Annotated in this window: 14 protein-coding genes; 10 read left to right on the top strand and 4 right to left on the bottom strand. The window is 71.2% G+C overall.

The features are described 5' to 3' along the window. The 4 genes from BN39_RS16235 to BN39_RS16220 all read left to right on the top strand — a co-directional run. Positions 1-612: NlpC/P60 family protein (locus tag BN39_RS16235; RefSeq protein ID WP_019203492.1), on the top strand; the 612-nt coding region annotated here is incomplete at its 5' end. A 67-nt stretch (positions 613-679) separates the two neighbouring features. Further along, complete coding sequence (gene lepB / locus BN39_RS16230; protein ID WP_019203491.1) at positions 680-1,534, top strand: signal peptidase I; 855 nt, start codon at positions 680-682, stop codon at positions 1,532-1,534. Between the two features lie 6 nt (positions 1,535-1,540). Next, entirely contained in the window at positions 1,541-2,224 is a 684-nt protein-coding gene (locus BN39_RS16225; protein ID WP_040768135.1) for a ribonuclease HII, read from the top strand. 51 nt (positions 2,225-2,275) lie between these two features. Then, positions 2,276-2,581, top strand: a complete 306-nt coding sequence (locus BN39_RS16220; protein WP_040768524.1) for a DUF2469 domain-containing protein — start codon at positions 2,276-2,278, stop codon at positions 2,579-2,581. A 30-nt stretch (positions 2,582-2,611) separates the two neighbouring features. Here BN39_RS16220 and BN39_RS16215 read toward each other — a convergent pair whose 3' ends face one another. Continuing rightward, entirely contained in the window at positions 2,612-3,220 is a 609-nt protein-coding gene (locus BN39_RS16215) for a vancomycin high temperature exclusion protein (protein ID WP_019203488.1), read from the bottom strand. A gap of 158 nt (positions 3,221-3,378) precedes the next feature. On the opposite strand from BN39_RS16215, the gene BN39_RS16210 reads away from it, so the two are divergent. The 3 genes from BN39_RS16210 to dprA are packed head-to-tail and all read left to right on the top strand — an operon-like array spanning position 3,379 to position 6,418. Beyond that, positions 3,379-3,747 carry a YraN family protein gene (locus BN39_RS16210; RefSeq protein ID WP_040768523.1) on the top strand — a complete coding sequence of 123 codons (369 nt, stop codon included), beginning with the start codon at positions 3,379-3,381 and terminating at the stop codon, positions 3,745-3,747. Further along, positions 3,747-5,267 carry a YifB family Mg chelatase-like AAA ATPase gene (locus BN39_RS16205; RefSeq protein WP_019203486.1) on the top strand — a complete coding sequence of 507 codons (1,521 nt, stop codon included), beginning with the start codon at positions 3,747-3,749 and terminating at the stop codon, positions 5,265-5,267. Before BN39_RS16210 ends, BN39_RS16205 begins: the two co-directional genes overlap by 1 nt. Beyond that, a complete protein-coding gene (gene dprA, locus BN39_RS16200; RefSeq protein WP_040768132.1) occupies positions 5,264-6,418 on the top strand; it encodes a DNA-processing protein DprA in 1,155 nt (384 codons plus the stop codon). The genes BN39_RS16205 and dprA overlap by 4 nt, the downstream gene beginning before the upstream one ends. 11 nt (positions 6,419-6,429) lie before the next feature. Here dprA and BN39_RS16195 read toward each other — a convergent pair whose 3' ends face one another. From BN39_RS16195 to BN39_RS16185, 3 genes are read right to left on the bottom strand one after another with little or no spacing between them, the layout of a single operon-like run. Beyond that, the gene (locus BN39_RS16195; protein ID WP_202803304.1) at positions 6,430-7,230 is read right to left on the bottom strand and encodes a MerR family transcriptional regulator; all 801 of its coding nucleotides are present in this window, start codon (positions 7,228-7,230) and stop codon (positions 6,430-6,432) included. Continuing rightward, the gene (locus tag BN39_RS16190) at positions 7,217-7,762 is read right to left on the bottom strand and encodes a VOC family protein (protein WP_019203483.1); all 546 of its coding nucleotides are present in this window, start codon (positions 7,760-7,762) and stop codon (positions 7,217-7,219) included. Before BN39_RS16190 ends, BN39_RS16195 begins: the two co-directional genes overlap by 14 nt. A gap of 57 nt (positions 7,763-7,819) precedes the next feature. Continuing rightward, entirely contained in the window at positions 7,820-8,362 is a 543-nt protein-coding gene (locus BN39_RS16185; protein ID WP_019203482.1) for a YdeI/OmpD-associated family protein, read from the bottom strand. Between the two features lie 276 nt (positions 8,363-8,638). On the opposite strand from BN39_RS16185, the gene BN39_RS16180 reads away from it, so the two are divergent. From BN39_RS16180 to BN39_RS16170, 3 genes are read left to right on the top strand one after another with little or no spacing between them, the layout of a single operon-like run. Next, positions 8,639-9,508, top strand: coding sequence for a MetQ/NlpA family ABC transporter substrate-binding protein (locus tag BN39_RS16180; protein WP_040768522.1), 870 nt, complete (start codon positions 8,639-8,641; stop codon positions 9,506-9,508). Beyond that, positions 9,505-10,551, top strand: a complete 1,047-nt coding sequence (locus tag BN39_RS16175) for a methionine ABC transporter ATP-binding protein (protein ID WP_019203480.1) — start codon at positions 9,505-9,507, stop codon at positions 10,549-10,551. The genes BN39_RS16180 and BN39_RS16175 overlap by 4 nt, the downstream gene beginning before the upstream one ends. Further along, positions 10,548-11,225: a methionine ABC transporter permease gene (locus BN39_RS16170; RefSeq protein ID WP_019203479.1), complete on the top strand. Its 678-nt coding sequence runs from the start codon at positions 10,548-10,550 to the stop codon at positions 11,223-11,225. Before BN39_RS16175 ends, BN39_RS16170 begins: the two co-directional genes overlap by 4 nt. Positions 11,226-11,242 lie beyond the last annotated feature (17 nt).

The raw sequence follows: 11,242 nt of genomic DNA, 5'->3' as shown, positions 1-11,242 counted from the left end.
GCCGCGGGGCAGGGGGCCGCAGATCCGGCGGGGGCGGCGCGCGGGTTCGCGCAGAACCTGCTGAACTCCGCGACCTCCGTGTTCGGATTCGGCGCGCCCGCGCAGCAGCAGGGTGTGGCTCCCGCGCCCGCCGCCGCGCCCGCGCCCGCCGCCGCGCCCGCGCAGGCCGCCGCATCGTCGTCGGGGTCGCAGGCCATCGAGACCGTGATCGCGCGGGCCCAATCGGTGATGGGGACGCCCTACGTCTGGGGCGGCGGAACCCACTACGGCGCGAGTCAGGGCGTCCGCGACGGCGGCGTCGCCGACAGTCACGGCGACTTCGCCCGCTCGGGCTTCGACTGCTCCGGGCTGATCCAATACGCCTTCGCCGCCGTGGGCATCGGCCTACCCAAGTACTCCGGGTACCAGTACAACGTGGGACAGAAGGTCCCGGTGTCGCAGCTCAAGCGCGGCGACATCGTGTTCCGGGGCGAGGGCGGTACGCAGCACAACGCGCTGTACCTGGGGAACAACCAGATCATCGAGGCCCCGCAGTCCGGAGGGGTGGTGCACATCGTGCCCTTCGACGCGTCGACCTTCCTGCCCCAGGCGGTCCGGCTGATCAACAGCTGACCATCCCGCGGGCGACGGGCGCCGACGCTTCAGGACCGCGCGCGGGTGCGCTCGGTAGGGTGTATTCGTGCCCGAGCAGACGAACCCCCAGTCGGCCCCCGATCCCGACGGCTCCGCGTCCTCGGCCGCCGGACCGACCGGTCGGCCGCGCGGCCGCCACGCCGCGTCCGAGGCCGAACCCGCCACCGCGCCGCGAGCCGGGAAGAAGGGCAAGGGGGCCAAAGCCGGGAAGAAGACCAACTGGCCGCTGGAGATCGGCGCGATCGTCCTCGTGGCGCTGGTGCTCAGCTTCCTGCTGCAGAACTTCGTCGGCAGGCAGTGGTACGTGCCGTCCGAATCGATGGAACCCACCCTGATCGGATGCAACGGATGCACGGGAGACCGCATCGTGACGCAGAAGATCAGCTACTACGGCGGCGACCCGCAGCCCGGCGACGTGATCGTGTTCAAGGGCCCCACCGCGTCCTGGGACATGGAGGGGCGCCCGTCCGTGCGCTCGGAGAACACCGTGATCCGGGGGATCCAGGAGGGACTCTCCTACGTCGGCCTGCAGCCGCCCAACGAGAACGATCTCGTCAAGCGCGTGATCGCGACGGGCGGCCAGAAGATCGAGTGCCGCAACGAGACCGGCGTCACCGTGGACGGTAGGAAGATCACCGAGCCGTATCTCGCGGACGTCGCCAAGCAAGTCGCCCAGGCCGACGCGTGCTGGGGCAAGCCGTTCGGACCGATCAGCATCCCCGACGGCAACGTGTTCGTCATGGGCGACAACCGGACCGCCTCCGCGGACTCGCGATATCACATCGACGACGAGCTCCAGGGCACCGTCCCGAAGGCCGACATCCGCGGCAAGGTCGCCGCGATCATCTACCCGTTCGACCGGTGGCAGCGCGTGCGCTCCATCAACCCGCAGCAGGGCTAAGGCGTCATGCGTGACCGTTGGCCCCCTCGGCCGGTGGTGCGGACATCGTCGGGCCTGAGCACCCTGGAGAACGTGCTCGGCCGGGCGGGGCTGGGGCCCGTCGCGGGCATCGACGAGGCCGGGCGAGGCGCGTGCGCCGGCCCGATGACGGTGGCCGCGTGCGTCCTGCCGCCCCGCATCCCGCCGGCGCTCGCGCGGCTCGACGATTCGAAGAAGCTCACCGAGAGCGCGCGCGAGGAGCTGTACCCGAAGATCCTCCAGCACGCCGTCACGTGGTCCGTGGTGTCGATCCCGGCGCCGGAGATCGACCGGATCGGGTTGCACGTCGCCAACATCACGGGGATGCGACGGGCCGTGGCCGCCCTGCAGGTGCGTCCCGGGTACGTGCTGATCGACGGGTTCTCGGTGCCCGGGTTGGGCATCCCGTCGCTGCCCGTGATCGGGGGAGACGCCGCCGCGTCGTGCATCGCCGCGGCCAGCGTGCTCGCCAAGGTGACCAGGGACCGGGTGATGGCCGAGCTCGACGGGCACTTCCCCGGGTACGGCTTCGCGGTGCACAAGGGCTACTCGACGGCCGTGCACATGGACGCGCTCGGCGTGCTGGGGCCGAGCAGCGAGCACCGGATGCGGTACCAGAACGTGCGCGCGGCACTGGCCGCGTCTGCGGGTCGCGCGGCTGCGGCGCGCTAGTCTGGAAAGGTTCGCAGGGTACGTCAGATGGATGACGGTGAGGAGGACGACGTGAGCGCAGAGGATCTCGAGAAGTACGAGACCGCCATGGAGCTGTCCATGTACCGCGAGTACAAGGACGTGCTGAGCCAGTTCACCTACGTGGTGGAGACCGAGCGCCGGTTCTACCTGGCCAACGGGGTCGACCTGATCCCGCGCAACGCCGACGGCGAGGTCTACTTCGAGGTGCGGATGACCGATGCGTGGGTGTGGGACATGTACCGGCCAGCACGGTTCCTCAAGCAGGCCCGCGTGGTCACGTTCAAGGACGTCAACATCGAGGAGCTGGACAAGCCGGAGCTCCGGCTGCCGGAGTGACCGGCGGCGGAGTTCTCGGTGGCGCCGCGGCTAGCGTTCGCGGGTCCGCGGGCCCGGATCGCTGAGCGCGTCGAGCGCCGCCTTGGGCCGGGAGAGGGCGATCTCGCGGAACCAGTTACGGACGGTCAGGTAGACGCCGGCGTCCGAATCCGCCTCCGCGCCCACGGCGTCGATGCCCTCGGTGCGGCACAGGGCGACGGCGCGGCGCAGGTGGAAGTCCTGGGTCACCAGGACCGCGGCATCGATGGCGAACACCGCCTTCGCCCGGGCGCAGGTCTGGTAGGTCGTCACCCCGAAGCGATCGTCGGTGATCGATCCCGGGTCCACTCCGCGCTCGACGAGGTACCCGCGCATCGCCGCGACCTCGTCACCCTTCTTCGATCCCGCGTGGCCCGAGAGGAGAACGCGTTGGGCGCGGTGCTCGCGCAGCACGGTCAGCGTCGTGTCCAGCCGCTCCCGCAGGTACACCGACGGTTCCCCGTCGTGCACCCGGTCGCCCAGCACGATGACCCACTCCCGCGCCGCATTCGGCTCGACGCGCGACCGGCTCTCCCAGTGCACCCAGGCGCTCGACGCTGCGACGATGACGACGACCGCGATCACGACGATCCGGATCACGCGCCGGGAGAATGCCCACACCGGATCGAGCCTACTGAGCGTGGCGCGGAGCCGATTCGGCGCTGCTGATCGGCGATCGATCCACAACTGAACGTATGAAACTTCTTTTCTCCACAGGTGGTGCCTCTGGGCGGCGCACGTGCCGATTTCCGGGGCCGGCCCGGCGCATGATCTGCGCCATGGGGAACAACGAGGTTGGGCGCGCAGGGGAGGACCTGGTCTGCGAATACCTGGCCGACCGGGGGTGGACGGTGCTCGATCGGAACTGGCGGTACTCGGGCGGCGGGTTGCGGGGCGAGTTGGACGTGATCGCCCGGTCGCCGGACGGGCTGCTCGCCGTCGTCGAGGTCAAGACACGGTCGGGGACCGCGTACGGCAGCGGGTTCGAGGCGGTGACGCCACGGAAGGTCGCGCAGTTACGGGCGCTCACCTCGCGGTGGCTCGCGGAGCGTGAGGGTGCGTTCGCGCAGGTCCGGATCGACGTGGCGTCGGTGTTCACGCCGCCGGGCGGCCCCGTGACGCTCGAGTACCGGGCGGGGGTGGCGTGATGTCCGCGCTGAGCAAGGTGCACTCGGTCGCGATCACCGGGGTCGACGGCGCCGTGGTCGAGATCGAGGGGTTCATCGGCGGCGGGTTGCCGGCCGTGCACCTGGTGGGCCTCCCGGACACGGTGCTGCAGGAGTCGCGGGACCGGATCCGTGCGGCGATCGTCAACATCGGACTGAAGTTCCCCGACACCCGGGTCACGTTGGCGCTCTCGCCCGCTACGCTCCCGAAAGTCGGTTCCGTGTACGATCTTCCGCTCGCAGCGGCGATCCTGCGGGCGGTGGAGCGGGTGCCGGATGACATGCTCGCGGGCACGGTGCTGTTGGGCGAGCTGGCGCTGGACGGGCGGGTGCGGCCCGTGCGCGGGGTGCTGCCCGCGGTGCTGGCCGCGAAGGAGGCCGGGTTCCGGCGCGCGGTGGTGCCGCTGGCGAACCTCGACGAAGCCGGCCTGGTGGACGGGATCGAGGTGTTCGGCGCGGCGCACCTCGCCGACGTGGTCTCCTGGCTGGCGGGGGAGGGGCCGCTCGTCGCCCCGGCGGGTGGTCTCCCCGAGGCCGAGGCGCCGTCGGTGCCGGACCTGGCGGACGTCGTGGGCCAGCCGGAGGCGAAGACGGCGCTGGAGGTGGCGGCGGCCGGGGCGCACCACGTGATGCTCACCGGCCCGCCCGGCATCGGGAAGACGATGCTCGCCTCGCGGCTGCCCGGGATACTGCCGCCGCTGGGTCGGCGGGAGGCGTTGGAGGTCACCGCGATCCATTCGATCGTCGGGCAGTTGCCGTCCGACCGCCCGCTGATCACGGTGCCGCCGTTCGTGGCGCCGCACCCCACGTCGACGGTGAGTTCTCTCGTCGGAGGCGGCAGCGGCCTCGCGCGGCCCGGTGCCGTCTCCCTGGCCCACCGCGGGGTCCTCTTCCTCGACGAGTGCGCGGAGATGGGGCCCAAGTCGCTCGAATCCCTGCGGACGCCCTTGGAGGAGGGGCAGATCCGCCTCGCGCGCCGCGACGGCGTGGTGAAGTACCCGTCCCGCTTCCAATTGGTGCTGGCGGCGAACCCCTGCCCGTGCGCGCCCGCCCGGGACAGCGACTGCACCTGCACGGCGACGGTCCGCCGCCGGTACCTCGGCAGGCTGTCGGGGCCGCTGCTGGACCGGGTGGACCTGTGGGTGCGGATGGAACCGCCCGGGACCGGAGCCCTGCACGAGGCGGATTCGGCGGAGGAGTCGAGCGCGGCGGTCCGGGCGCGGGTACGGCAGGCTCGTGAGGCGGCCGCCGCGCGCTGGGCGTCGGAGGGGTGGCTGACGAACTCGGAGGTGCCGGGGGTGGTGCTGCGCCGACGGTTCCGGCTCTCCCGGGCGGCCCTCAAACCTCTGGAGGAGTGTCTCCGGAAGGGGGCGATCACCGCGCGCGGGGCTGACCGCTGCCTGCGTGTGGCGTGGACGGTGGCGGACCTGGCGGGGTTGGACGAACCGGGAGAGGCGGAAGTGGTGCAGGCGTTGTTGTTCCGGGATCAGGGGCGGCCATGAGCGGATGCGACGGTGCCCGGGTGGCATGGGCCTACCTCAGCCGTGTGGCGGAGGCGCCCTGCGGACCGCTGATCGGGCTGATCGATGCGGTGGGCGCCGAGGCCGCCGCGGACATGGTGCGGCGCAGGGAGTTCCCCGAGGAGTTCGTCGACGTCCTCGAGGCGACCGCGGCGCGTGCGGACCGAGTGCGGGCGGAGGCGGATCTGGAGCACATCGGCCACCTGGGTGGCCGGCTGGTGACGCCGGACGACGAGGAGTGGCCCGAGTACCGGTTCGGGGAGTTGGCGCTCAAGAACCAGACGCCGCAGATGACGCACGAGGACGAGTGGCGGGAGCTGCGTCCGGTGGCGCTCTGGGTGATCGGGCACGGACGCCTCGACGATCTGCTGGAACGGTCGGCGTCGATGGTGGGAACCCGCGCACCGTCGAGCTACGGGGAGCGCGTGGCCGACCAGTTCGCGGGAGACCTGTCCGCGCAGGGGTTCACGATCGTCTCCGGCGGGGCGTACGGCATCGACGGGGCGGCACACCGGGCCGCGCTCGCCGCGGGCGGCCCGACGCTGGCGTTCGTCGCGGGTGGGCTCGACCGGCCGTACCCGGCGGGCCACGCCGGCCTGTTCCGGCGGATCGGTGAGGAGGGGGCGGTCGTCTCGGAGTACCCGCCGGGAACGGTGCCCGGGCGGCATCGGTTCCTCAACCGGAACCGCCTGGTGGGGATCGCGACCCGCGGTGTGCTGGTCGTGGAGGCCGGATTCCGGTCCGGGACGAGGAACACCGCGACGTGGGCGAAGCACCGCGCCATCCCGGTGTGCGCGGTACCGGGGCCGATCACCGCCGCCACGTCCGTGACGTGCCACCAGCTGATCCGGGACGGGGCGACACTCGTGACACGCTGCGAGGAGGTCGTCGAAGCGGTGGGGACGATCGGCGAGATCGCGCCCGAGATCGACGCGCCGGTGCGCGCGACGGACGACCTCGACGGCCCCGCGCTGCGGGTCCACGACGCGCTGCCGGCGCGATCGGCGTTGCCCGCGTCGGAGATCGCCGCGATCGCGGGCCTGCCGGGCCGCGCCGTGATCGGCCAACTCGCGCTCCTCGAATCCAAGGGCCTGGTGACCCGCGACGGTGCGCTCTGGCGGTTGACCCGATGACCACCGCGGGGTCAGCGCCAGGTGGCCGCGTCCGGATCGATGCCGTGGGCGCGGGCCGACTCGTCGATGATGCGCCGGAACCATTCCGCCAGACCGGGGCGGATCCCGTTGTAGTGCCCCGCGAAGCCCGGATCCGACGCGAACATCCGGCCCAGGCACACCTGCATCTCCCGGGTGAGGGGGAAGAAGTGCGAGAACAGCTCGCGATGCTTCTCGGCGAGCGCCGTGGCGTCGTCGTCGCCCGGCTCGACGCCGCGGTCCGAGGCCCGGGCGAGCTCGTTCTGCAGCGCCGACATCGCGTCGGCGAGCGCCTGCCACTCCTGCCGGGACCGGGACGCGGAACGTTCGGCGAACTGCGCCCACTGCCGCGTGCCGCCCCACAGCGCGTGGGCGTCGGCGGACCGCCCGGCGTCCCACTCCGGCCCGAACACGGCGGACTGCTCCTCGGCTCTGAGCAGCACGCCGCGCTCATGGGCCTCGGACAGGCGCCCGAGATTCTCGTCGAGCCTTCGCAACTCGTCGATCCGCTCCGCCAGGTGCGCGCGGTGATCGCGCAGGGTGGCCGCGATCCCCGCGCCGCCGTCCACGATCTCCCTGATCGCGTCCAGGCCGAGGCCCGCGTCGCGGTAGGCGACCACGCGCCGCAGTCGCTCGAGGTCGTCCTCGGTGTACCTGCGGTGCCCCGCCGAGGTGCGGATCGAGGGGGAGGCGAGGCCGATCTCGTCCCAGTGGTGCAGCGTGCGCACCGTGACGCCGGCCGCCTCGGCGGCCTCCCCGACGGTGACGCCGTGCGCGCGTTCACTCTCGACCATCGACGTCATTGTCGCGCACCTCCTCCCGGGGCGCGGTGATCCCGGCCGCCGCGAGGTCCCGGGCCTCCTCGGAATCGGGATCGAACTCCTTCGGGGCGGTGAACACGACCCGCACCCGTTCCGGCGTGATCACCTCCACGTCGCGGGTGAGCCAGGGGGTGTCGCGGGGGCCGCGGACGCAGCCCGGCACGAGGCCCGCGCAGGCGGCGGCGACCTCGTCGATCTGGCTGAGCACGCAGGAGAAACTCACGGTCGTCGCCGGCGCCTCGGCGGGGAGCGGTTCCGTGGCCGGCACGAGCAGCACGTCCTGATAGGCCCACCGGCGCAGGTGCACCACCTGGCCGGGGACGGTGAACAGCTCGACGAAGCCGAGCCCGCGGAGCCAGAAGTCCGTCGAGACGGCGAGATCGGAGGTGGGGACGGTCACGAACGCGGGCATCGCGTAGATGCCGCGGAAGACCTCAGGGGCGGATGCATCGGCGCCGCGCTGGGACGTGGGGCCGATCTCGAAGGCGTCGAAGTACTCGTTCATGCCCCGGACGATGCACCCTCACGCGGCGTGAGGTGCAAGTCCGGAGCGTGCCGGCCGTCAGTCGGCCTCGATGAGCTTGCCGCTCGTGGAGATCTCGGGGTCGGTGCAGGAGGAGAGGTCGAAGCAGCACGGCCGCCGCTTGCCGGAGCGCATCTTGTCGACGGCCACGTCCACCCGCTTCGCCCGCGTCGCCGGGTTCTTGGTGGCGCCGATCCAGCGCACCCATTCCCAGCGCGCCATGGACGTGATGCCGGACCACACGTCGGCGATGTCGGGGGCGCCGTCGAGGGCCGCGGCGAGGTCGTCGGGAACCTCGGGCTCGGGCCACTCCTTGGTGGGCGTCAGCTCCAGTGCGACCGGATCGCCGGCACCCGCCCGGATCTCCTCGAGCGGACCGTCGATCCGGAGCCAGTGCCCCTTGCGCCCATCCGGTTCGACGACCGTGCGGAACTCGTGCCCGTCGACGGTGCCCGTGGCCGCGACCTGACCGCGCGACGGCAGCGCCGCGCTCGCCTCGGCGGGCAGCGGAACGATGGTGCGGTCGCCGATCCGGCGGACGACGGTGTCGAACGCGATCGATGCGGGTGCCTTCGTGGCCATGGTGTCCTCCTCATGGGGCCGCTGTACTCGCACTCCAGATTAGGAGCGGAGAGGCCGCGGGGCTTCTCGAATCCTGACCGACTCGGCGACCCCGCCCGCGCACGTGGTTTCGCGCACTCATGAGTCAAACCCGGTGCGCGCCGTCGACCCTGGTCAGCGGGACGCCGAACGGCGCGGAACCCGGCGTTCCGCGCTGCGCTGTACCGGCTGGTAGGTATCGTTTCCCGAGCTGGGAGATCCCCGGCGCACAACGACGTTGGAGAGCAATCCGTGAAGATGAAGCGTTTCGCGTTCGCCCTGGTAGTGCCCGTCGCCCTCGCCTCGGTCGCGGCGTGCGGCTCCGGCTCGAGCAGCGACACCATCAGGATCGGCGTCACGGACGGCGCCCAGCAGTTCTGGACCGTCTACAAGGACCTGGCCAAGGATCAGGGCATCGACGTGGAGCTGCAGAACTTCAGCGACTACCAGCAGCCCAACGCCGCCCTCAACGACGGCGACCTGCAGATCAACGAGTACCAGCACCTGCAGTTCCTCGCGGAGTACAACGCCAAGAACAACACCGACCTGGTGCCGATCGGCGCGACCGCGATCTACCCGCTGCCGCTGTACTCGAAGAAGCACAAGGCGGTCGCCGAGATCCCGCAGGGCGGCACCGTCGTGGTCCCCGACGACCCGACCAACCAGTCCCGTGCGCTCGGCGTGCTCTCCTCCGCCGGCCTCATCAAGCTCAAGGGCGATGTGAACCGCCAGGTCACCCCCGCCGATATCGACACCGCCGCCTCGAAGGTGTCGGTCAAGCCGGTGGACGCCAACCAGACCGCGCTCAGCCTGGACAGCGTGGACGGCGCCGTGGTCAACAACGACCCCGCCGAGAACGCGAAGCTGGGCAAGGACCTCATCATCGCCAAGGACGATCCGGCGAGCCCGCAGTCGCAGCCGTTCATCAACGCCTTCGTGGTGCGCCAGGCCGACAAGGACAACGCGACGTACCTCAAGCTGGCCGCGCTGTACAAGGACCAGAAGGTCGTCGACCAGCTCAAGAAGGACAAGGGCGACTCGTTCATCCTCGTGGACAAGCCCGCCGCGGAGCTGCAGCAGCTCACCGCCGACCTGCAGCAGCAGGTGAAGGCCGCCGGACCCAAGTGAGCACGGACACCGACACCCGGGTGGCCATCGAATTCCGCGAAGCCACCCGGGATTTCGGCACGACGAAGGCGCTCGACGGGGTCAGCTTCGCCGTGCGCGAGGGATCGATCACCGGCGTCATCGGCCAGTCCGGCGCGGGCAAGTCGACGCTGATCCGCACGATCAACGGGCTCGAGTCCACCACCTCCGGCGAAGTGCGGGTGCTCGACACCGTGGTCGGCACGCTCGGCGAGCGGGACCTGCGCTCCCTGCGCGCGGACATCGGAATGATCTTCCAGCGCTTCAACCTCATGAACTCGCGCACTGTCGCCGGCAACGTCGAGTACCCGCTCACGCTGGGCGGAACGGGGAAAGCGGAGCGTAAGAAGCGCGTCGCCGAGTTGCTCGACTTCGTGGGCATCGGCGACAAGGCGGATCAGTACCCCAGCCGGCTGTCGGGCGGCCAGAGCCAGCGCGTCGGCATCGCCCGCGCCCTGGCCCGGAACCCGAAGATCCTGCTCGCCGACGAGGCGACCAGCGCGCTGGACCCCGGCACCACGATCGAAGTCCTGGACCTGCTGCAGCGGGTGAACCGTGACTTCGGCACCACCATCGTGGTGATCACCCACGAGATGGACGTGATCCGCCGGATCTGCGACACCGTGGCCGTGCTGGACCAGGGCGCGCTCGTGGACCACGGCCCCGTGTACGACGTGTTCTCCGCGCCCACGTCGCCCGCCACGGCGTCGCTCATCCACGCGGCCGTCGGCGACGACGTCGCGCCCGAGACGCTGCGCCGCCTGCACGAGGCGCGGCCCGGCACCGTCGTCACCGTGGACGTGCGGGACGAGCCCGACGCCCTCGACGCGGCGGAGGTCTTCGCCGCGCACCGCGTGGCGGCCCGCGTGCTGTACGGCGGCGTCGCCGAGGTGGGCGGCCGGCCGTTCGGTTCGCTGACCTACTCGGTGACCGGCGACCAGGCCGGGATCGACGCCGCGATCGCGCAGCTCGGGCGCCTGGCGCACGTCAAGGATCCGCAGACGGGGAAGGAGATCGACCGATGACGTTCCTCAGCGACATCTTCCCTCCGGGCACGCAGGACGTGTTCGTCGAGGCCATCGGCCAGACGGTGTACCTGGTGGGCTTCACCATGATCATCGGCGGCGTCCTCGGCCTGGCCTACGGCACGCTGCTGTACGCCACCCGCCCCGGCAACCTGCTGGCCAACCGTGCCGTGTTCAGCGTGCTCAACGTGCTGGTGAACATCATCCGGCCCATCCCGTTCATCATCTTCATCACGGCCATCGCGCCCATCACCAAGGCGGTCATCGGAACCCGCATCGGCCCGGAGGCCGCCGCCTTCGCGATGACCGTGATGGCGACGTTCGTGATCGGCCGCGTGGTGGAGCAGAACCTCGTGTCCGTGGACCCGGGCGTGGTCGAGGCCGCGCGGGCCATGGGCGCGAGCCGGCTGCGGACGCTCGCGACCGTCGTGATCCCGGAGGGCTTCGCACCGCTGACGCTGGGCTACACGTTCATGTTCGTCGCCGTGGTCGACATGTCGGCGATGGCCGGTTACGTGGGCGGCGGAGGCCTCGGCGACTTCGCCCGCCAGTACGGGTACCAGCAGTCGAACTGGCAGCTGACCGTCGTGGTGATCGTCGTGCTCATCATCGTGGTGCAGATCGTCCAGTTCTTCGGCAACCGGCTCAGCCGCCGCCTGCAGCACCGCGGCTGACCGCGGCTGACCGCGGC

Origin of the sequence: Tsukamurella sp. 1534 (assembly GCF_000312385.1) — a bacterium.
GTDB lineage: Bacteria > Actinomycetota > Actinomycetes > Mycobacteriales > Mycobacteriaceae > Tsukamurella.
Note: the sequence above shows the minus strand (reverse complement) of the source record. Positions and strands in the feature narration are given on the sequence as shown.

Excerpts from the sequence above, each read along its gene's own strand:
- dprA (WP_040768132.1), top strand. The coding sequence starts at position 5,264 with ATGAGCGGATGCGACGGTGCCCGGGTGGCATGGGCCTACCTCAGCCGT.
- BN39_RS16195 (WP_202803304.1), bottom strand. The coding sequence starts at position 7,230 with ATGGTCGAGAGTGAACGCGCGCACGGCGTCACCGTCGGGGAGGCCGCC.
- BN39_RS16225 (WP_040768135.1), top strand. The coding sequence starts at position 1,541 with ATGCGTGACCGTTGGCCCCCTCGGCCGGTGGTGCGGACATCGTCGGGC.
- BN39_RS16210 (WP_040768523.1), top strand. The coding sequence starts at position 3,379 with ATGGGGAACAACGAGGTTGGGCGCGCAGGGGAGGACCTGGTCTGCGAA.
- BN39_RS16205 (WP_019203486.1), top strand. The coding sequence starts at position 3,747 with ATGTCCGCGCTGAGCAAGGTGCACTCGGTCGCGATCACCGGGGTCGAC.
- BN39_RS16170 (WP_019203479.1), top strand. The coding sequence starts at position 10,548 with ATGACGTTCCTCAGCGACATCTTCCCTCCGGGCACGCAGGACGTGTTC.
- BN39_RS16190 (WP_019203483.1), bottom strand. The coding sequence starts at position 7,762 with ATGAACGAGTACTTCGACGCCTTCGAGATCGGCCCCACGTCCCAGCGC.
- BN39_RS16185 (WP_019203482.1), bottom strand. The coding sequence starts at position 8,362 with ATGGCCACGAAGGCACCCGCATCGATCGCGTTCGACACCGTCGTCCGC.
- BN39_RS16180 (WP_040768522.1), top strand. The coding sequence starts at position 8,639 with ATGAAGCGTTTCGCGTTCGCCCTGGTAGTGCCCGTCGCCCTCGCCTCG.